The organism is Microbacterium sp. GCM10027623 (genome assembly GCF_042666935.1).
Taxonomy (GTDB): domain Bacteria; phylum Actinomycetota; class Actinomycetes; order Actinomycetales; family Microbacteriaceae; genus Microbacterium.
In genome coordinates, this window is the sequence record NZ_JBHTHE010000003.1 from 192,065 (window position 1) to 210,561 (window position 18,497).

Annotated in this window: 20 protein-coding genes and 1 riboswitch; of the genes, 7 read left to right on the top strand and 13 right to left on the bottom strand. The window is 69.7% G+C overall.

The features are described from left to right. Nucleotides 1-102: 102 nt before the first annotated feature. From ACFQY2_RS13355 to ACFQY2_RS13370, 4 genes are all read left to right on the top strand, one after another. On the top strand, nt 103-546 hold the full coding sequence (locus tag ACFQY2_RS13355) for a nuclear transport factor 2 family protein (RefSeq protein WP_378746375.1): 444 nt from the start codon (nt 103-105) through the stop codon (nt 544-546). Between the two features lie 61 nt (nt 547-607). Next, nucleotides 608-1,789 carry an MFS transporter gene (locus tag ACFQY2_RS13360; protein ID WP_378746376.1) on the top strand — a complete coding sequence of 394 codons (1,182 nt, stop codon included), beginning with the start codon at nt 608-610 and terminating at the stop codon, nt 1,787-1,789. Nucleotides 1,790-1,881: 92 nt separating this feature from the next. After that, the gene (locus ACFQY2_RS13365; protein ID WP_378746377.1) at nt 1,882-2,451 is read left to right on the top strand and encodes an alpha/beta fold hydrolase; all 570 of its coding nucleotides are present in this window, start codon (nt 1,882-1,884) and stop codon (nt 2,449-2,451) included. 99 nt (nt 2,452-2,550) lie between these two features. After that, nucleotides 2,551-3,489, top strand: a complete 939-nt coding sequence (locus tag ACFQY2_RS13370) for a tellurite resistance/C4-dicarboxylate transporter family protein (protein ID WP_378746378.1) — start codon at nt 2,551-2,553, stop codon at nt 3,487-3,489. Between the two features lie 165 nt (nt 3,490-3,654). Here ACFQY2_RS13370 and ACFQY2_RS13375 read toward each other — a convergent pair whose 3' ends face one another. The 3 genes from ACFQY2_RS13375 to ACFQY2_RS13385 form a co-directional block, all read right to left on the bottom strand. Beyond that, a complete protein-coding gene (locus ACFQY2_RS13375) occupies nt 3,655-4,230 on the bottom strand; it encodes a 1-acyl-sn-glycerol-3-phosphate acyltransferase (RefSeq protein ID WP_378746380.1) in 576 nt (191 codons plus the stop codon). A gap of 106 nt (nt 4,231-4,336) precedes the next feature. After that, nucleotides 4,337-4,627 (bottom strand): Fe-S cluster assembly protein HesB, encoded by a 291-nt coding sequence (locus ACFQY2_RS13380; protein ID WP_378746381.1) that lies wholly within the window; start codon nt 4,625-4,627, stop codon nt 4,337-4,339. A gap of 107 nt (nt 4,628-4,734) precedes the next feature. Next, the gene (locus ACFQY2_RS13385) at nt 4,735-5,247 is read right to left on the bottom strand and encodes a DUF6328 family protein (protein ID WP_378746382.1); all 513 of its coding nucleotides are present in this window, start codon (nt 5,245-5,247) and stop codon (nt 4,735-4,737) included. A 116-nt stretch (nt 5,248-5,363) separates the two neighbouring features. Between ACFQY2_RS13385 and ACFQY2_RS13390 the strand changes: the two genes are divergently transcribed. After that, on the top strand, nt 5,364-5,513 hold the full coding sequence (locus ACFQY2_RS13390) for a hypothetical protein (protein WP_378746383.1): 150 nt from the start codon (nt 5,364-5,366) through the stop codon (nt 5,511-5,513). A gap of 73 nt (nt 5,514-5,586) precedes the next feature. Here ACFQY2_RS13390 and ACFQY2_RS13395 read toward each other — a convergent pair whose 3' ends face one another. The 3 genes from ACFQY2_RS13395 to ACFQY2_RS13405 are packed head-to-tail and all read right to left on the bottom strand — an operon-like array spanning nt 5,587 to nt 7,688. Then, entirely contained in the window at nt 5,587-5,823 is a 237-nt protein-coding gene (locus ACFQY2_RS13395; RefSeq protein ID WP_378746385.1) for a hypothetical protein, read from the bottom strand. Next, nucleotides 5,820-6,164, bottom strand: coding sequence for a hypothetical protein (locus ACFQY2_RS13400; RefSeq protein ID WP_378746386.1), 345 nt, complete (start codon nt 6,162-6,164; stop codon nt 5,820-5,822). The genes ACFQY2_RS13395 and ACFQY2_RS13400 overlap by 4 nt, the downstream gene beginning before the upstream one ends. A gap of 48 nt (nt 6,165-6,212) precedes the next feature. Beyond that, nucleotides 6,213-7,688: an MDR family MFS transporter gene (locus ACFQY2_RS13405; protein ID WP_378746387.1), complete on the bottom strand. Its 1,476-nt coding sequence runs from the start codon at nt 7,686-7,688 to the stop codon at nt 6,213-6,215. Between the two features lie 158 nt (nt 7,689-7,846). Between ACFQY2_RS13405 and ACFQY2_RS13410 the strand changes: the two genes are divergently transcribed. After that, nucleotides 7,847-9,778, top strand: a complete 1,932-nt coding sequence (locus tag ACFQY2_RS13410) for an ABC transporter ATP-binding protein (protein WP_378746793.1) — start codon at nt 7,847-7,849, stop codon at nt 9,776-9,778. Nucleotides 9,779-9,814: 36 nt separating this feature from the next. Here ACFQY2_RS13410 and ACFQY2_RS13415 read toward each other — a convergent pair whose 3' ends face one another. Next, nucleotides 9,815-10,588, bottom strand: a complete 774-nt coding sequence (locus ACFQY2_RS13415) for an SDR family NAD(P)-dependent oxidoreductase (protein ID WP_378746389.1) — start codon at nt 10,586-10,588, stop codon at nt 9,815-9,817. Between the two features lie 5 nt (nt 10,589-10,593). Then, complete coding sequence (locus ACFQY2_RS13420) at nt 10,594-11,532, bottom strand: glycosyltransferase family 2 protein (RefSeq protein ID WP_378746390.1); 939 nt, start codon at nt 11,530-11,532, stop codon at nt 10,594-10,596. A gap of 62 nt (nt 11,533-11,594) precedes the next feature. Between ACFQY2_RS13420 and ACFQY2_RS13425 the strand changes: the two genes are divergently transcribed. Further along, complete coding sequence (locus ACFQY2_RS13425; RefSeq protein WP_378746391.1) at nt 11,595-12,581, top strand: squalene cyclase; 987 nt, start codon at nt 11,595-11,597, stop codon at nt 12,579-12,581. Between the two features lie 27 nt (nt 12,582-12,608). Here the strand turns inward: ACFQY2_RS13425 and ACFQY2_RS13430 are convergent, their stop codons facing one another. The 5 genes from ACFQY2_RS13430 to ACFQY2_RS13450 form a co-directional block, all read right to left on the bottom strand. After that, on the bottom strand, nt 12,609-13,763 hold the full coding sequence (locus tag ACFQY2_RS13430; RefSeq protein WP_378746392.1) for a cysteine desulfurase family protein: 1,155 nt from the start codon (nt 13,761-13,763) through the stop codon (nt 12,609-12,611). After that, nucleotides 13,763-14,614: a carboxylating nicotinate-nucleotide diphosphorylase gene (nadC, locus tag ACFQY2_RS13435; RefSeq protein WP_378746393.1), complete on the bottom strand. Its 852-nt coding sequence runs from the start codon at nt 14,612-14,614 to the stop codon at nt 13,763-13,765. Before nadC ends, ACFQY2_RS13430 begins: the two co-directional genes overlap by 1 nt. Continuing rightward, nucleotides 14,611-16,092, bottom strand: a complete 1,482-nt coding sequence (nadB, locus tag ACFQY2_RS13440; protein WP_378746394.1) for an L-aspartate oxidase — start codon at nt 16,090-16,092, stop codon at nt 14,611-14,613. Before nadB ends, nadC begins: the two co-directional genes overlap by 4 nt. Further along, nucleotides 16,089-17,396, bottom strand: coding sequence for a quinolinate synthase NadA (gene nadA, locus ACFQY2_RS13445; protein WP_378746396.1), 1,308 nt, complete (start codon nt 17,394-17,396; stop codon nt 16,089-16,091). Before nadA ends, nadB begins: the two co-directional genes overlap by 4 nt. 130 nt (nt 17,397-17,526) lie before the next feature. Beyond that, nucleotides 17,527-18,189, bottom strand: a complete 663-nt coding sequence (locus ACFQY2_RS13450) for an NUDIX domain-containing protein (protein ID WP_378746397.1) — start codon at nt 18,187-18,189, stop codon at nt 17,527-17,529. Between the two features lie 107 nt (nt 18,190-18,296). Continuing rightward, nucleotides 18,297-18,390: riboswitch (glycine riboswitch) on the top strand. Nucleotides 18,391-18,497: the final 107 nt, after the last annotated feature.

An 18,497-nucleotide genomic window follows, 5' to 3' on the forward strand; every position in this document is an offset into this window, starting at 1 on the left:
GGTGGGCGCGTTCGGGACGGAGAGTGAGGTTCTGCTGGCGAGAACTGCGGCGATCCCGGGTGACGGATGGGGAATACTACGAGTCATCCATAGGAGGCGACGATGAGCGCAATCGACGATTCGACAACCAGCTTCAGGGCCAGGCTGGACAGCTTCTACGAAGCGGAGCAACGCTATGTCGAGGCCGGCGGCGCGAAGGCAGGCGCAGACTTCAGCGAGATGGCGTCGCATCTGCATCCCCAGGTGGTCGGTCGGCAGGGCCCCTCCCTGCCATACCCCGGCGAGTGGCGCGGTGTTGCGGGGTTCGAGCGCTTCTTCGCGCTGTTCAGTGCTACCTGGTCGTCCCTGGAGCTGTCGCAGACACAGTACTTCGAAGGGGAAGCGGGGCTGGCGATCCAGATGCGCATGCGTGCGACCTCCGTAGCCACCGGCAAGGTCATTGACACCCTGGTCGGGCATTTCATCACCTTCGAGAACGGCTTGATCCGGGAGATCAACGTCTACTACGCCGACCCGGTTCAGGTCGGGAGGGCGACCCGACCGTGAGCTGCAGGCGATTCGCTGACACGGAGGCGGAACGAGCAAGCGGAACGCGGGCGCCGCAGCGGTGAGTCGCGGGGAACAGACGACCCACAGAAGGGAGCACCGCCTGTGGGGCGGTGTCGTCTCGTTGGGACTGGGGATATTCTCCATCGCCATGTCGCAGTTCCTGCCCACGAGCCTGCTGCCGCTCATTGCAGAGGGCCTGCAGGTGAGCATCGGTGCTGCCGGTCAGAGCTTCACCGCTACCGCAATCGCTGCGACGCTGTCGGCGCTGTTCATACCGGTGATGCTGTCGCGCTCCGATCGCCGTCGCGTTATGCTCGGGCTCACTGCTCTTGCCGTGATCGGAAATGTGCTGACCGCGCTGACCCCCGGTCTGGCGGTGCTCCTGCTGGCGAGGTGCGTCCTCGGAGTGGCGCTGGGAGGGTTCTGGGCGATGGGGATCGCTGTGACCGCACAACTCGTTCCCCCGTCTCGCCTCGGATCCGCGCTCGCGGTGGTCAATGCCGGTGTTCCGGTCGCTACGGGAGTGGCCATCCCGCTCGGCGCGTGGCTGGGCGACATCTGGGGGTGGCGAGGAGTGTTCGCTCTCGCTGCCGCGTGCGCTGTGGTCGCATTGATGGTGCAGGCAGCGACTCTTCCGTCATTGCCCGCGAGACACGTTCGCGGCTTGAGCGCGCTGGGCGCCGCACTGCGATCACGGATAGTGCGGCTCGGTCTGGTGGCGACCATGTTGATCTATGCCGGCCATTTCGTGGGATACCCGTTCTTCCGTCCCATCGTCGTGAGCCTGGCACGCATCGATACGGGGGCAGTCGCGACGCTGCTGCTCGTATTCGGCATCACGAATTTCGTCGGAACCGCGCTCGCGGGACCCCTCGCTGATCGCACCAGGCGCGCAGGGGTACTCCTGTATCCAGCGGTGCTGGGCGCAGGCATGCTTCTCATGCTCGTGGTCGGCAACTCGCTGCCGGGGCTGCTCGTCACGGCGATGCTGTGGGGTTTCGGGTTCGGCGGAGTCGCCACTTCCCTGCAGATCTGGGGGGCCAGGACGGAACCAGTCCGACTGGAGCAGATCGGAAGCCTGCTGGTCATGGCGGCGAACGCGGCCGTCGCAGTGGGCGCTGCCGTGGGCGGAATACTCATCGACACGACGTCGGGTGGGAGCTTGTTGCTGGTCGGTGGCGTTGTTGCAGTCCTGGGTGGACTGTTGGTCTCCGCGCCCCGCAGAAGGGCCCGCCCATGACGCGAACTTGTCTGCGGGCGACAGCGTGAATACGGTGATCAAGGCGGTTCGCGCATCCGGTGCGACGGCCGACAGACACGCAGGAGAGCACCGTGACGCAGATCACCACTTTCGAGCCCGACGGCCGCGCGGTCCCGTTCGCCGACGAGGGGGAGGGGCCGGTCACTCTGACGCTGGTCACGCACCGCGACCTGCAGGCGGACGGTCTGGGCGTGGTCTCGCACTATCTGGCCGAAGAAGCCGGCTTCCGGGTCGTCCGGATCGGCGCACGCGCTCAGTCGGATGAACTCGCCCTCGGCGATCGCGCAGCCGATGCCCTCGCCGTGATCGACCACCTCGGGATCGCCGACACCTGGATCGGAGGGCATGGCGCCGGCGGCACGATCGCCCGGGTGTTCGCGAGCGAGCACCACGAACGCGTGAACGGCCTGCTGCTGCTGGGCGTCGAGGATGCGCAGATCGACCTGGCCCCGGGCGTCCCCGTGCTCATCATCCAGGCATCGGACGACGACGTGACCCCGGCCGTGAACGCCGAGACGCTGCACGCCACCGCACCCGAGCGCGCGAGCATCATGCGCATTCCGCACGCGGACCACTTCTTCCCGGCGACGCACCCCATCGAGACCGCCGTCGTCATCGAGGAGTACCTCGACTGGGACTGACAGGGTCGCGGTGCTGACCTCGCTTCACGCGGCGCGCGGATTGCGCGCGATACTGGAACGGACGGTGGACGCCGTCGGGGCATCCGGAGGTGACAGGCGATGAGCGCAACGGCCGCCGCCGAGCAGGACGCCTCGTCTCCGGTCCGCCATGCCGTCGCACACCTGTCGCCGGGATACTTCGCGGCGGTCATGGGCACGGGGATCGTGTCCATCGGACTGCACGCCGCCGGCATCCGCCCGCTTTCGTTTGCCCTGCTGTGCGCGGCTGCGGCCCTGTACGTCGTGCTCTGGGTGCTGTTCGTGTGGCGTGCGTTCGCGTTCTGGGAGCGTGTCGTCGCCGATCTGCGCGATCCGGAGACCGCGTTCGCCTTCTTCACCGTGGTCGCAGCGACCGATGTGCTCGGCGTGCGCCTCGCGCAGGAGGGGCTCGACGTCCTCGCGATACCGCTGTTCCTCGTCGCCGCGTTCATCTGGTTCGTGTTCGGCTACGCACTGCCCTGGCAGGTGATGATGCGGCGCGACGGAAGGCCGATCCTGGCACGCGCGAACGGAACCTGGTTCATCTGGGCGGTCGCCAGTCAGTCGCTGGCGATCGGCATGGCGCAGCTGCATCCGCGCGTCGACAGCGCCGTCGCCTCCTGGGTAGGGCTGCTGGCCGTGCTGGCGTGGTCGGTGGGCGTGGTCCTGTATGCGGCGATGGCCATGCTCGTGCTGCTGCGCGTGGTGCACCACGGCGTCACACCGCAGCAGTTCGATCCGGCGTACTGGGTTGCGATGGGCGCGCTGGCGATCGCCGTGGTAGCCGGGGCCGCGATCGTTCGCATGGACCACACCCCGCTGGTCGACGCCGTCCGTCCGCTGATCGCGGCCACGGTGGTCGTGTTCTGGGTGTTCTGTCTGTGGCTGATCCCGCTGCTGGTCGGTGCCGGGGTCTGGCGGCACGCGCTGCATCGTGTGCCTCTGCGCTACGTGCCGTCGCTGTGGTCGATGGTCTTCCCGGTCGGCATGTTCGCCGTCGCGTCGCTCTCGCTCGGCTAGGCCGATGCCCTGCCTGCCGCCGGTTCTGTCGGCAGCGTGGCGCTGCTCGTCGCCGTCATCGTCTGGGCGGTCGTGTCGACGGGGATGCTGCACCACCTGCTGACGCTTCTCGCGGATGCGCTGCGCAGACGCTCACGGGCTGCCCGGACGTAGCGGGCCGCCGCGTCAGTCCCCGGCGTCCTCGTCGCGCAGCCGCGGCTCCACGCGGTGCTCCGGACGCAGTCCGGCCTTGTCTGCATAGAATGCCCGGATGTGGTCCATGTCGGAGGCGACGTCTCCGGTCAGATCGATGGTCGGGCCGAGTCCCGCTGTCATCGTGGTGCGGTCGACGAAGCCGAGCGTCACCGGCATCCCGGCCTCGCGCGCGATCCGGTAGAAGCCCGACTTCCAGTACGAGTGGCCCTTGCGGGTGCCGTCGGGTGTGACGACCAGTCCGAACATCTCGCCTGAGCGCACCGCGGCGACTGCGTCGTCGACCACGCGGCCCGGGTCTTCGCGATCCACCGGGATGCCGCCGAGGCGCCGCATGATCGCGCCGCGCCATCCGGCGAAGAGGCTCTTCTTGCCCAGCCAGCGCAGGTCGACGCCGAGGCGCCAGGCGATGGCGAGCATGAGCACGAAGTCCCAGTTCGAGGTGTGCGGAGCACCGACGAGCACGGTCGGACGGGTCGGGGCGGGCTCGGTGCGGAGCGTCCAGCGACTGAACGTCCAGAACAGGCGCGAGAGAAGGCGGCGCAGCATCCCCTCACGCTAGGTCAGATCGCATGCGCGACCCGGCATACGAAAAGCCGCCGTCCGATGTGGCGGACGACGGCTCTTCGCGCTGATGGCCTGGCGGACTGCAGCGTCAGGCCGGCTGGGGGAGCAGGGTGAACGAGACGGCACCCTCCTCGTCGACAGAGGCATCGAGCACCTTGTCGTCCAGGGCTTCCGCGACGGCCTGCTCCAGGAACACGCGGATGTCCTCATCGCCGATGACCGCGTCACCGGGTTCCGGTGTGGTGGCGATGGTCACCGCGAAGCGCGGCTCTGCGGCAGTGCCCGACGAATGGATGCGCAGTCCCGCATCCGGCGTCGTGCTCTGCTGTGCGACGATCGTCGCGGCGATGGTGTTTGCGTTGTCGGTCAGGGTGAGCATGCTGCTCTCCTTCCGGTTGCGGGCACCGCACCGTTCAGCGCGGTGTCCGGGCCACGATTCCGCACTCCGTCCGGTGATTCAACCTCAGCGGCGTACTCGCAGGCCATTCACATGTGCGACGTCTCTTCTTCCTCCACGTCGGGCTCTCCTCGCGGTCGTCGGCGCAGCAACGGAGGCAGACCCACCCACAGCACCAGGATCACGATCACGCCGATGACAGCCACGACGATCGCGGTGGTGCGGTCCAGGGCGACGTCGAGGATCAGCGCCACCACGCCGACGGTCACCGCGCCGATCACGATCAGGTTCACCTTGACCAGCCGGTCCGTCGCCCGGACGAGCTGGATCTTGCGCCGCTCCTGGAACAGCATCCGGTGCAACCCGACCGGCGTGAGCGCGAGGACGGTCGCCGTCGCGGCGAGCAGCACCAGGGTGACGTAGAGCGCCCGCTGGAGGTCGTCCAGCTCGGCGAAGCGGGGCTGGAAGGCGACGGCGAGCAGGAAGCCACTGAGAATCTGCGTGCCGGTCTGCATGACCCGCAGCTCCTGCATCAGCTCATTCCAGTTGCGGTCCGCGCGCTCCGACGGAGTCTCGCCTGGACGAACGGCCTCTGTGTTCATGATTCCGCACAGTATCGGCTGGAGGACGGCAGCGGAAGCGGGTTGATCCGTGCCGGCGAGCTCGGCCCCGATCCGGCGGCGGTGCCAGTGCCTGCGGCAAGGCGTACCATCGAGGGATGGCTGAGAAGCAGGTTCCTGTCACAGAGACTTCGGCGCCCTCCGCGCCCCCGTCGCTGCAGCTGATCGAGTCGGACGCGGCTGCGGGGATGTGCGTGGACGGATACTGCGTGCTGCCCACCGTGACGAAGGCGCCGTCTGGCGGCTGAGCACCCGCGGGCTGCTATGGCATCGCGTCGGCGGCAGGGCGTTCGCGCGCACGACGAAGAGGCTGCGTCCGCCTCACCGGCGCTCGGCCCGGGTGCGCAGAGCCGCAGCCAGATCGGCCGGCAGCAGCGGATCCTCGTCCAGAGGAACCGCCAGAGCGAGCAGAGACCGGCTGAAATGATTGCGCAGGCCGGCCGCGAGAGTGATGTCGACGATCTGCCGGTCGCTGAAGCCGTACGCGCGCAATTCGGCGGAGTCCGCGTCGCTCATGGTCGCCGGTGCGGTCGAGAGCTTCTCCGCGAAGCGGATCACCGCCTGCTCGGCGGCGTCGAACCCCTCGTCCTCGTCCGCGGCGAACGCCCGCAGCCCCGCCTCGTCGGTGTGCCTGCTTTCAGTGACTTGCGCGCGTGCGCGGTCAGGCAGTGCACTGATCCGATCGCGCGTGCCGCCCCCAGCGTCGCGGCCTCGTAGACGCGGACGCCGATCGACGGCAGGACTGCCCTGACCAGAGCCCTGAATGCCTCGTCGGCCTCGGGGTTCAGCGCCATCGCGGCCGTGTAGGTGTGCACGAAGCCGTCTTCGACCACATCGTTCTGGTACATCCGCGCAACAGGTCCGCTCGCGTCCTCCTGCGCCGGGGGAGTGATGATCATGCCACTGGACGGTACTCCGCCGCTGCCCGGAGCGGAAGGACCTGCCGCTCAGTGGCCGGCGTGCGGTGCGGACCCCTCGCCGTCGTCCTCCGGCTTGCGGATCAGGAAGGCTCCCACGATCGTGATCGTGGCGATGATCGCGCCGATGGTCAGCGATGTGCGGGTGCCCGCCGCCACGGCCTGCGGAACCTCGGTGCCGCCCCCGGCGTTCACGATCGACGTGAAGATCGCCATCATCACCGCGATGCCTGCGGCGCCCGCCACCTGCTGCACGGTTCCGATCACGGCGCTGCCGTACGAGTAGAACTTCGGCTTCAGCGACGCCAGCGCTGCGGTGAACAGCGGGGTGAACGAGAGCGCGAGCCCCACGGAGAGCAGCGTCTGCGCGGTGATGACGAACCAGATCGAGCTGTCGACCGTCAGCGTGGTGAACAGCCACAGCGTGGCGGCGGCCAGGATCGAACCCGGGATGAGCAGGATCCGCGTGCCGTGACTGTCGTAGATGCGGCCGATCACCGGACCGAGCAGGCCCATCGCCAGTGCGCCCGGCAGCACGATCAGTCCGGCATCGAGCGCCTTGAGTTCCAGGGCGTCCTGCAGGTACAGCGGGACGACGGTGATGCTGCCGAAGAAAGCCAGCGACAGCAGGAACATCTGGGTCATCGACAGCGAGAAGTCCCGCGAGGCGAACACCCGCAGGTCCAGCAGCGCGTCATCCGACTTCTGCAGGATGACCTGTCGCCACAGGAACAGACCCAGACCGGCGACTCCCACCACGAGGGCGATCGCCATCGGCGCCCAGCTGGCACCCTGACCGAGTCCGCCGATCTGGCTGAGCCCGTACACGAGCCCGCCGAAGCCGAACGCCGACAGCACGATCGACAGCGGGTCGATCGGCGCACGGGTGGTCTCGCCGACATTCGTCAGCCAGCGCCATCCGATGAGCATCGCCACCAGCGCGATCGGCAGCACCACGACGAAGATGGCCCGCCAGCCGAAGTGGTCCAGCAGGAAGCCCGACATGGTGGGACCGATGGCGGGGGCCAGCGCGATGACGATGCTGACGCGCCCCATCATGCGGCCGCGCGAAGCCGCCGGGACGAGGTTCATGATCGTGGTCATCAGGAGCGGCATCATGACAGCGGTGCCGGACGCCTGCACGATGCGCGCTCCCAGCAGCATCGGGAAACCCGCTGCCAGGGCGGCGAGCAGCGTGCCCGCCGAGAACAGCGCGATCGCGGCGAGGAACATCTGCCGGGTCGTGAAGCGACGCAGCAGGAAGCCCGTGATCGGAATGACGACCGCCATGGTGAGCATGAAGGCACTGGTGACCCACTGCGCGGCGATCGGGGTGATCCCGAGGTCCGAGATCAGATGCGGGATTGCCATCCCCATCGTCGTCTCGTTGAGGATCGCGACGAAGGCGGCCGCCAGCAGGACCCAGATGACCGCCATGTCCTTGGCGGGGATGAAGCCCGGCGTCGTGCGCTGCACGGGGACGGCTCCGGTGTGGACGGCAGACATGGGACTCCTTGACAGGTGGCGTGTGCAGGGCGACCCATGCGAGGGGCGCACCCCGTGCCGGTGGATCAGCGCGGTGGTGGATCAGCGTTACAGCGTAACCGGTCGCACCGACGTTTCATTCCGACGTCCGAGGCGCGCACTAACCTGAGGGGATGAGCATGGGTGGACGCGGCGGAGGCTTCCGCGGTGTGGACGAGGCGGCGCAGCGCAGGCTCAACGCATCGGCTCCCGCCGTCGCGGGACTGGGGCGGCGCGTCGTCGAGCTGTTCATCCCCTACCGGTCACGATTGCTGCTGACCGCCCTGCTCGTCGTGGTCGGCGCGGGGCTCGCCGTCATCCCGCCGCTGCTCGTGCAGCGCATCTTCGATGACGCGCTCTTCCCGCTCGACGGCGGAGGGCCGCACATCCCGCTGCTGTCAGCCCTGGTGGGCATCATGATCGGACTGTTCCTGCTCTCGGCCGTGCTGGGCGTCGTGCAGACCTGGCTCACCTCCACCGTCGGCAACGAGGTCACCGGCGACCTGCGGGTGAAGCTGTTCGAGCACCTGCAGGCCATGGAGCTGGCCTTCTTCACCCGCACCAAGACGGGCGTCATCCAGTCGAGGCTGCAGAACGATGTCGGCGGGGTCTCCGGCGTGCTGACGAACACCGTGACGAGCATCCTCGGCAACACGGTCACGGTGATCGCATCGCTGGTCGCCATGATCGTCATCGACGTGCGCCTCACCCTGATCGCGGTGGTGATGATGCCCGTCCTCGTCCTGATCCAGCGGCGGGTCGGTCAGATCCGAGCACGCATCGCCGGTGAGACGCAGGAGTCGCTCTCGGAGCTCACCAGCATCACGCAGGAGACACTCAGCGTCTCGGGCATCCTGCTGTCGAAGTCCTTCAACCGCCAGCGCACGGAGTCCGCTCGCTACCAGGACGAGAACCGCAACCAGGTGCGTCTGCAGGTGCGGCGTGCCATGAGCGGCCAGGGTTTCTTCGCGGTCGTGCAGGTGCTCATGTCGAGCGTGCCTGCGGTGATCTACCTCGTCGCCGGTCTGTTCATCGGCGGCGGCGCACCGGAGATCACCGCGGGGGCGATCGTGGCGTTCACGACTGTCCAGGCACGGCTGCTGATGCCGTTGATGGGTCTCATGCGCGTCGCGCTGGACCTGCAGACCTCCAAGGCGCTCTTCGCGCGCATCTTCGAGTACCTCGACCTCGTGCCGCAGATCAGCGATGCTCCGAACGCCATCGGCATGGCATCCGCGCCCGGCCCGCGCGGCCGTGTCGAGTTCGAGGACGTCGTCTTCCGCTACCCGGATGCCGCGGACGATTCCCGCGCGACACTCGACGGCGTCTCCTTCGTCGCCGAACCCGGCAGCCACGTCGCGTTCGTCGGCCCGTCGGGCGCGGGCAAGACAACGATCCTGTACCTCGCACCCCGGCTCTACGAGGCCAGCGCAGGCACCGTGCGCTTCGCCGGTGCGGACGTCCGCGACCTCCGCCAGGACGCGATCATCGACGACATCGGCATCGTCTCGCAGGAGACGTATCTGTTCCACTCCACGATCCGCGAGAACCTGCGGTACGCGAAGCCGGACGCCACCGACGCCGAGATCGAGGCGGCGTGCCGCGCGGCCAACATCCACCACATCATCGCCGGCTTCGAGGCAGGCTACGACACCGTCGTCGGCGAGCGCGGCTACCGTCTCTCGGGCGGAGAGAAGCAGCGCATCGCCATCGCCCGCGTGCTGCTGAAGGACCCGCCGGTGCTGCTGCTCGACGAGGCGACCTCCGCGCTCGACACGGTCTCCGAGCGCGTCGTGCAGGAGGCGCTGGATGAAGCCGCCAAGGGGCGCACCGTGATCTCCATCGCGCACCGGCTGTCGACGGTGATGGGTGCCGACGCCATCCATGTGCTGGAAGCGGGAAGGATCATCGAGTCCGGCACGCACGCCGAACTGCTCGCGGCCGGTGGGCTGTACGCCGAACTGGCCGCGCAGCAGGTGGCCGCTGCGCGCATCGAGCCCCACGTCGCCCTCGATCCGTCGCTGCACCCGGACTCGAGTCTCCGCGACGCGTGGCCGCCGACGGGCCATTGACCGCACGGCCGGGGATGCGAACGTCGCCGATCGGCATCAGTGAGCGGACAGCCCGCCGTCCACGAACAGCGAGTGCCCGGTGACGTACGCCGAGCCGGCGCCGGCGAGGAAGACCGCCGCCGACGCGAAGTCCTCGGGCAGACCGTTGCGACCGATCATGGTGCGCGCGGCGAGCTCCGCCACCTTCGCGGTGTCGTCCTGCAGTCGCGCGTTCAGCGGCGTGAGGACGAAACCCGGCACCAACGTGTTGCTCGTCACGCCGGTGCCGCCCCATGCCTCGGCCTCGGAGCGCATGAGCGATTCGACCGCGCCCTTCGAGACGCCGTAGACCCCGCTGGAGACGAAAGCGCGGTGCGCCTGCTGGGAGCTGATGTGGATCAGGCGCCCGAACCCGCGCCGCGCCATCCCTGGCGCGTAGCGCTGGCCGAGCAGAAACGGCGCGAGCGTGTTGACGGTCAGCGTCAGATCCCAGTCCCGCTCCGTGATCTCCGAGATCGGAGGACGGATGTTGACGCCCGCCGAATTCACCAGGATGTCGGGTTCGCCGAACGGTTCCGCGGCCGCCTCCGCGACCTCGCCGATGCCTGCTCGCGTGCTGAGATCGCCGACCACGCCGGCAGCGCGGCATCCGTCATCGGTCAGCGCGCGTACGGCGTCGGCGATGCGTGACTCGCCGCGCGCGACGATCACCGTCGCGGCTCCCGCTCGGGCCAGCGCGGAGGCGATCGCCCGGCCGATGCCCGACGACCCACCGGTGACGACGGCGGTTCGTCCCTGCAGCGAGAACAGCGATTCCAGGTAGGTGCTCACCGTCGTCACCAGGCGAGGGCGGCGGCAAGAGCCGGGTCGGGGTGAGCGGATGCGAACTCGGGAAGGGCGCGCAGCTCGTGTTCGAACCCGTCCAGCATCGCGGTATACGCCGGGTCGGGGTGCTCCCGCGCGATCTCGCGCAGCGGGGGCAGATCCATGGCGAAGATCAGGTCCAGGCGGGTGACGACGGCTTCGACCACACCGGCATCGTGCAGCACTCGGATACCGCCGCGCAGCGCCGTGAGGTAGTCGTGCAGCACAGGCAGACGTGCCTTCCCCTGGGTGATCGAGGTGCCGTCGGCACGCAGACGCCAGCGCACCACCACGTCGGGCAGGACGTCGAAGGCGCGTGCCCGCGTGTACATGCGCTGCGCCACGATCTGATCCTCGTACGCCACGTTCTCCGGGAAGCGCAGGTCGTCCCAGACGTGCGCGCGACTGAGCTTGGACCAGGCGACGATGTTGCCGGACGCGTGCGGATGCTCGGCGAGCGTGACGCCCAGCCGACGCGGCGAGGTGGCCCTCGCCACCCAGGGCTGCACCCGGCCCGAGGTGTAGCCGCCGTCGACGGCTCTCGCGCGCACGTAGGCGCCCGCGGCGAAGTCGCTGCCGGACTCGTCGAGTGCACTCAGCCAGAGCCTCAGCGCGTCCCGTGCGAGTTCGTCGTCGGCATCCAGGAATCCCACGAAAGGCGTGTCGACACGATCCAGTCCGATGTTGCGGGCGGCGCCGAGACCGCGCGCCTCCCGGTGATGGAGCAGCTCGAAACGGCGGTCCGATGCCGCGGCGGCCGCGAACACCGCGCCGGTGTCGTCGAGCGAGCCGTCGTCGATGAGCAGCGCACGCCAGCGCACTTCGCTCTGCGCCTGCAGCGACGCGATCGCGGCCGGGGCGAAGGCGGCGACGTCGCGCCCTGGGACGATCATGGTGACCAGCGGATGCACGTCACCGATCCTACGGCGGGCGAGGCTTCCGGATGGAGGAGGGGCGGCGTAACGTGCGGAAGATGACTTCGCTGACGAAGGACATCACGAACTGGTTGCTCGATTCGGATCCGTCGCTGCGATGGCAGCTCGAGCGCGACCTGCTGGGTGCGCCCGAGGCGTCATGGCAGGCGACACGGTCGCGCGTCGGCACCGAGGGGTTCGGCGCGGTGATCCTCGCCCACCAGGATCCGGACGGGCAATGGGCCGGCGGCGCGTACTTCCCCTCGAAGGACTTCGACGGCGCGGGCGTGATCGAGCGCACCGCGGGTGAACAGCCCTGGATCGCCACGACCTGGGCACTGAGGGACCTGCGCGTGCTCGGACTGGATGCGCGCGCGTTGGCCGGGACGGCGGAGAAGCTCGCCGAGAACAGCCGTTGGGAGTACGACGACCTGCCGTACTGGGGAGGGGAGGTCGACGTCTGCATCAACGCGTTCACCCTGGCGACCGGCGCCTGGCTGGGCGCCGACGTGTCGGCGCTGGCGGACTGGTTCCCCGCCCACCGGCTGGCCGACGGCGGGTGGAACTGCGAAGCAGAGGAGGGGAACTCCGTGCGTTCGTCGTTCCATTCCACGCTCAACGCCGTCGTCGAGATGCTCGCCTACGAGGACATCACCGGCGACACCGCGCTGCGTGAGGCGCGGCACGGCGGTGAGGGGTATCTGCTGGAGCGCGGCCTGATGCGACGCCTGTCCGACGGCGAGATCGTGGGACCATGGGTCACCGATTTCATCGCACCGAGCAGGTGGCAGTACAGCGCACTCGCCGCACTGGACCATTTCCGCGCCGTCGCCCGGCTGGAGCAGTCCGAGCCCGACCCGCGCCTCGCCGAGGCTGCGGAGGTCGTGCGCGCGGCGCGCAGGCCCGACGGCACCTGGTTGCAGGGCGGGCGCCCGGGTGGTGCGGTCTGGGTGGAGATCGACGCACCGCAGGGCGAGCCGTCCAAGTGGCTCACTCTCACCGGCACCCGGGTGCTGGATTGGTGGGATGCCGCGAACCCGGCGTGACCGGGGTGCGGATCGGCGCGCACGCGTTCAGCCGACGACGCCCGCCACCGCGGCGGCGACCAGTGCGGCCAGGTGCTGTCCCGACCCCTCGGGCAGGGGAGCACGATCGAAGGTGAAGCGTACCGAGGTCTGCGCGATCTCGGGGGCGACTCCACAGGCCAGCAGCACGTGCGAGGGTTCATCGCTCCCCGCGGCGCACGCCGAGCCGCTGGAGGAGATCACGCCGCGGCGCTCGAGCTCCAGCAGGATCGCCTCGCCGCTCGTGCCGGCGAACGTGAAGCTCGCCAGGTTCGGCAGTCGGTGATCGGGCGAACCGGTCAACGCCGCCTGAGGCACGGCATGAAGCACGCCGGCGATGAAGGCGTCCCTCGTCGCGGCGATCGCCGCGGTGCGCTGCTCGCGCTCGTGCTCGGTCAGTTCGAGGGCGAGCGCCAGGGCGACGGCACCGGCGACGTTCTCCGTGCCGCTGCGACGTCCCCGCTCCTGGCCGCCGCCGTGCAGCAGGGGTTCGAGCGGGATGCGCGAGCGGACGGCGAGCGCGCCGGTGCCCTTGGGGGCGCCCAGCTTGTGGCCGGCGATCGAGATCGCCGCGATTCCGGCGTCCGCTCCGAGCTGGCGCAGGTCCAGCCAGCCTGCGGACTGCACGGCGTCCACATGCACCGGCACGCGCCGCTCGCGGGCGACGGCCGCCAGCGCCGCGGCGTCCTGCACCGTGCCGATCTCGTTGTTGGCGTGCGCGAAGCTGACCAGGGCGGTCTCGTCCCGCAGCGCCGCGGCCAGATCGTCGGGCCGCAGGGAACCCTGCCCGTCGACAGGCAGGCGGGTGACGTCCACGCCGTGCAGGCGATGCAGATGCTCGGCCGACTCCAGCACCGATTCGTGCTCCAGGGGGGTGGTGATGAGGTGTCGTCGTCCGGGCGGGGACGGCAGGGTGCCGAGCACGATGCCCTTCACCGCGAGATTGTTCGCCTCGGTGCCTCCGGAGGTGAAGACGATGTCGGAGGGCCGCATGCCGAGGCGGGCGGCGACGCGCTCCCGTGCCTGCTGCAGCGCGGACGATGCGGCCTCGCCTGCCGTGTGGTGGCTCGACGGGTTGCCGTACACGTCCGTCAGGTACGGACGCATCGCCTCGAGGACCTCGGGACGCACCGGCGAGGTCGCCGCGTGATCGAGATAGAGCACTAGTCGATCCGCAGATCGAGCCCGAGGTCCAGCGCGCGGGCGGAGTGCGTCAGGGCCCCGACCGAGATCACCTGCACGCCGGTCTCGGCGATGGCACGCACGGTGTCGAGGTTCACCCCGCCGGAGGCCTCGGCGGTCGCCCGCCCGGCGAGCAGATCGACTGCCGCGCGCAGCTCGTCGAGGGAGAAGTTGTCCAGCAGCACGGTGTCGGCGCCGCCGTCGAGCACCGCGGGGATCTGGTCGAGCCGGTCCACCTCCACCACGACATGCGTGGTGTGCGGCAGTCGGGAGAGTGCCTCGCGCAGGGCTGACGCGAGGTCTCGTCCGCCCTGGCGCAGCACGGCGAGGTGGTTGTCCTTGGCCATCACGGCGTCCGACAGCGACCGGCGGTGATTGCTGCCGCCGCCTGAGAGCACAGCGTGCCGCTCGAATTCCCGAAGCCCCGGCGTGGTCTTGCGGGTGTCGGCGATGCGCACGCCGGTGCCGGTCACGGCATCCGTGTACGCGGCGGTGAGCGTCGCGATGCCGCTCATCCGTTGGGTGAAGTTCAGCGCGACGCGCTCGGCGGTGAGGAGACTGCGTGCTCTGCCTGACACCGAGGCGAGAGCGTCGCCGGCGTCGAACCGGTCGCCGTCCCCCACATGCAGGTCGATCTGCACGGCAGGATCCGTGAGTGCGAAGGCGGCGGCGAAGACCTCGCCACCGCTGAACACGCCCGCTTCCCGGGCGATGAGGTCGGCTGTGGCGTGGGCGTGGTCGGGCAGCAGGGCGGTGCTGGTGATGTCACCCCAGGGGGCGTCCTCCTCCAGTGCGGCGCGCACGGTGCGGTGCAGGGTGGCCGGGGTGATCATCGAGCTCCGATCAGAGCGGGGGCGAGGCGGAAGTGCGCGCCGAGCGAGTCGGCGCGCGCCAGCGCGGCGGCTGTCACGGCACGGGCGGTGACGAGCAGGTTCGCATCCTCCTGTTCGCACGAAGTGCGCGGCTGCGGTGCGACCCAGGAACTCAGCGTTCGGGCGGCGTGGGAGAGGCCGGCATCATCTCGCCGCAGTCCCACGTTCTCCCACATCAGCCGCTGCAGGGCCAGACGCGAGAAGCGCGGAGCATCGTCCCCGGGTCCCGGAGGGTCGCCTTCCGTCCGGCGAGATGGTGCGCCCCGCCCGGGGAACGTGGTGGGCGACGTGGCGGCGAGGGAGTCCGCGGCGCGCGCGCCGAAGACCGCGCCCTCCAGCAGCGAGTTGGATGCCAGCCGGTTCGCGCCGTGCACACCGGTGCGGGAGGTCTCTCCCACGGCCCACAGGCCGGGCAGCGACGTGCGTCCCTCGGTGTCGGTGGCGACGCCGCCCATCAGGTAGTGCGCGGCGGGAGAGACGGGCACGGGCTCCTCGGACCAGTCGTATCCGCGTCGCCGCAGCTCGGCGTCGATGGTGGGGAAGCGCTGGGCCAGCCGGTCGCGGCCCAGGCGCGTCGCGTCCAGCCGCACCGGCGAGCCCTGAGCGATCGCCTGCCCGGCCACGGCACGCGCGACCACATCGCGCGGGGCCAGCTCGCCGTCGGGGTGCTCGTCGAGCAGGAATCGCCGGCCCTCGGCATCCAGCAGCGTCGCGCCCGCTCCGCGCACGGCCTCCGAGAGGAGGAACGCGCCGTCGCCATCGATGAGCACGGTCGGGTGGAACTGCACGAACTCCAGATCGGCCACTGACGCCCCGGCGCGCAGCGCCATCGCGATGCCGTCGCCGGTGGTGCCGACCGGATTGGTCGTGAAGGGATACAGGTGCCCGGCACCGCCCGTGGCGAGGATCACGGCATCCGCATCGACGCGCGTGTGGTCCAGCAGCCGGATGCCGCGCACCCGCCCGCCCTCGACCAGCAGGTCCGAGGCGAACGCCCGCTCGCGCACCGTCGCGCCGCTCGCCCGCAGGCGGTGCGTGAGGGCGTCCGAGATCGCGCGACCCGTGGCGTCTCCGCCCGCGTGGGCGATGCGCGGCAGCGAATGCGCGGCTTCCAGGCCCCGGGCGATGGATCCGTCGGCAGCGAGATCGAAGCGCACACCGGCGTCGATCAATGCCTCCAGCGCGGACGCGGCGCCATCCACGAGGGCGCCGATCGCCGCAGGATCGCCGTGGCCGTCTCCGGCGTGCACGGTGTCCAGCGCGTGCAGTGCCGCCGAGTCTCCTGGACCGTACTGACCGGCGATGCCGCCCTGGGCGTGCGTGGTGCTTCCCTCGCCGAGGCGCCCCTTCACGAGCACCTCGACGTCGTGACCGAGGGCGTCCGCGCGCAGGGCCGCGGTGAGTCCCGCGATGCCCGCGCCGACGACGAGGACCCTCATCGCGGCTTCGCCGCCAGCATCCGCTCCAGCGCGAGCCGGCCCGGGGCGGCGACGTCATCCGCGACGCGGATCCGGTTCTGCACGGTCCCGGTGACCAGCTCCTCCAGCACCCAGGCGAGGTAACCGGGGTGGATGCGGTACATGGTCGAGCACGGGCAGACGACCGGATCGAGGCAGAAGATCTCGTGCTGCGGATACTGCGCGGCCAGGCGTCTCACCAGATTGATCTCCGTGCCGATGGCGAAGGTGGTGGGTTCGGTCGCGTCGGCGATCGCGCGGCGGATGTACTCGGTGGAGCCCGCTTCGTCGGCGGCATCCACGACCTCCATCGGGCACTCCGGATGCACGATCACGCGCACGCCGGGGTGCTCGGCACGGGCCTGGTCGATCTGGGCGACGCTGAAGCGGCGGTGCACCGAGCAGAATCCGTGCCAGAGGATCACGCGGCTGTCCTGCAGCTCTGCGACCGTCGAACCGCCCAGGGGCCGACGCGGGTTCCACATCGGCATCTGCTCCAGCGGCACGCCCATCGCCTTGGCGGTGTTGCGGCCCAGGTGCTGGTCGGGGAAGAACAGCACGCGCCGGCCGCGGGCGAACGCCCATTCCAGCACCGTCGTCGCGTTCGACGACGTGCACACGATCCCGCCGTGACGGCCGACGAAGCCCTTGATCGCCGCGGAGGAGTTCATGTAGGTGACCGGGATGACGGGCACGAGGCCGTCGGCATCCGGCTGGTCCAGTGGTCCGTAGACGTCGGCGAGCTGCTCCCAGCAGTCCTCCACCTGGTCGATGTCGGCCATATCCGCCATCGAGCAGCCCGCCGCGAGGTTCGGCAGGATCACGGACTGCTCGGGACGGGAGAGCAGGTCGGCGGTCTCGGCCATGAAGTGCACGCCGCAGAACACGATGGCCTCGGCTTCGGGATGTTCCAGCGCGGCGTTCGCGAGCTGGAACGAGTCGCCCACGTAGTCGGCGTGCCGGACCACCTCTTCCCGCTGGTAGAAGTGCCCGAGCACGACGACGCGATCGCCGAGGGTCTGCTTGGCGGCGTCGATGCGCGCGTGCAGCTCGGCCTCGTCGGCGTCGCGGTACTCCTGCGGCAGCTCTCCCTGGCGCGGGGCCCCGGTGGGAATGACGTCGCCCATCGAGGAGCCCGGACCGTAGCCGGGGCGGCTGTCGAAGTCCCACGGGCCCGCCGCGAGGTCGGTGGTGCAGGTGGACTCGGTCGAGGAGCCCGAGATGATCGCCTGCAGAGCGTGGTCGACCGAGGGGTCGATTTCGGGGGAGAGGAGGGGGGTGGACATCGGGCGCCGCCTTATAGTCACTTCGACACTTACTGTGCGAGTCACAGATTATGTCGATATGACCAGAAGTGCAATCCGAGGTCATCCGTGTGACGTCGCGCACACCTCGGGCCAGCGGCGGACGGGGCGGTCAGTCGGCGTGGTAGCGGTACAGGCGCGCCGGCCGGTGCTTGCCGGTGCGGAACGACTCCGTGGGAACCAGCTCGTCGGATCCCTCCAGCAGACGGCGGAAGTTCGAGGGGTCCAGCCGCCTGCCGAGCACGGCCTCGTACACCTCGCGCAGCTCGGTGAGCGTGAACTCATCCGGCAGCAGCCCCGCGGCGATGCGGCTGTACGCGACCTTGTTGCGCAGACGGTCCAGCGCGTACTCCGCGATGCGATTGTGGTCGAACGCCAGCGGCGGGATGGCGTCGACGTCGAACCACTCGACATTCTCGGGGGCGTCGCTCGCCGAGCGCTGCGCGTCGACGAGGTCCGACCGCAGCAGCGCCCAGTACACGATGGAGATCGCCCGGGTCGGCGCGCGATCGACGTCGCCGAACGTGTACAGCTGCTCCAGGTAGCTCGGCTTGAGCGCGGTCGTCTCAGCAAGGGTGCGGGATGCCGCGGCGTCCAGGTCCTCGGCGGGGTCCAGCCAGCCTCCCGGCAGCGCCCATGCGCCGCGGTGCGGTTCGCGTGTGCGTCGGACCAGCGGCAGCATCAGGCGATCGCCCTCGGCGGCGCTGCGCAGGGAGAAGATGACGGTCGACACCGCCACGCGGATCGCGTCGTTCTCAGCTGTCGTTACGGTCACGATGACGAGCCTAGAGGAGTGCCGCGCGCGGCCGATGAGCTCGCGAATCCGGCCACGTGCGCACGGCCGGGTGCCGCTATGCTGGAGCTCTAACTGAACACAGGCCGATGACCTGTGCGGGAGAGCCCGGTGAGCGCAGCCGGGCACCGAAGGAGCAAGCCTCCCCGCCAATCTCTCAGGTATCCCTACCGTTCCGGTCCGGCCGCTCTGGAAAGCGATGCTCACGCATCCGCCGACGGTGAAAGCCACTCCTGGCATGGGTCCCCGGGCCCGTCGAAGGACGGGCGAAGCTCTCAGGCCCGATGACA

Bases quoted from the DNA above. Each gene is read 5' to 3' on its own strand.
- nadC (WP_378746393.1), bottom strand. From the start codon at position 14,614: ATGATCACCCCGGCCACCCTGCACCGCACCGTGCGCGCCGCACTGGAG.
- ACFQY2_RS13390 (WP_378746383.1), top strand. From the start codon at position 5,364: ATGGCTGAGAAGCAGGTTCCTGTCACAGAGACTTCGGCGCCCTCCGCG.
- nadB (WP_378746394.1), bottom strand. From the start codon at position 16,092: ATGAGGGTCCTCGTCGTCGGCGCGGGCATCGCGGGACTCACCGCGGCC.
- ACFQY2_RS13355 (WP_378746375.1), top strand. From the start codon at position 103: ATGAGCGCAATCGACGATTCGACAACCAGCTTCAGGGCCAGGCTGGAC.
- ACFQY2_RS13405 (WP_378746387.1), bottom strand. From the start codon at position 7,688: ATGTCTGCCGTCCACACCGGAGCCGTCCCCGTGCAGCGCACGACGCCG.
- ACFQY2_RS13385 (WP_378746382.1), bottom strand. From the start codon at position 5,247: ATGAACACAGAGGCCGTTCGTCCAGGCGAGACTCCGTCGGAGCGCGCG.
- ACFQY2_RS13380 (WP_378746381.1), bottom strand. From the start codon at position 4,627: ATGCTCACCCTGACCGACAACGCAAACACCATCGCCGCGACGATCGTC.
- nadA (WP_378746396.1), bottom strand. From the start codon at position 17,396: ATGTCCACCCCCCTCCTCTCCCCCGAAATCGACCCCTCGGTCGACCAC.
- ACFQY2_RS13425 (WP_378746391.1), top strand. From the start codon at position 11,595: ATGACTTCGCTGACGAAGGACATCACGAACTGGTTGCTCGATTCGGAT.
- ACFQY2_RS13410 (WP_378746793.1), top strand. From the start codon at position 7,847: ATGGGTGGACGCGGCGGAGGCTTCCGCGGTGTGGACGAGGCGGCGCAG.
- ACFQY2_RS13370 (WP_378746378.1), top strand. From the start codon at position 2,551: ATGAGCGCAACGGCCGCCGCCGAGCAGGACGCCTCGTCTCCGGTCCGC.
- ACFQY2_RS13375 (WP_378746380.1), bottom strand. From the start codon at position 4,230: ATGCTGCGCCGCCTTCTCTCGCGCCTGTTCTGGACGTTCAGTCGCTGG.
- ACFQY2_RS13400 (WP_378746386.1), bottom strand. From the start codon at position 6,164: ATGATCATCACTCCCCCGGCGCAGGAGGACGCGAGCGGACCTGTTGCG.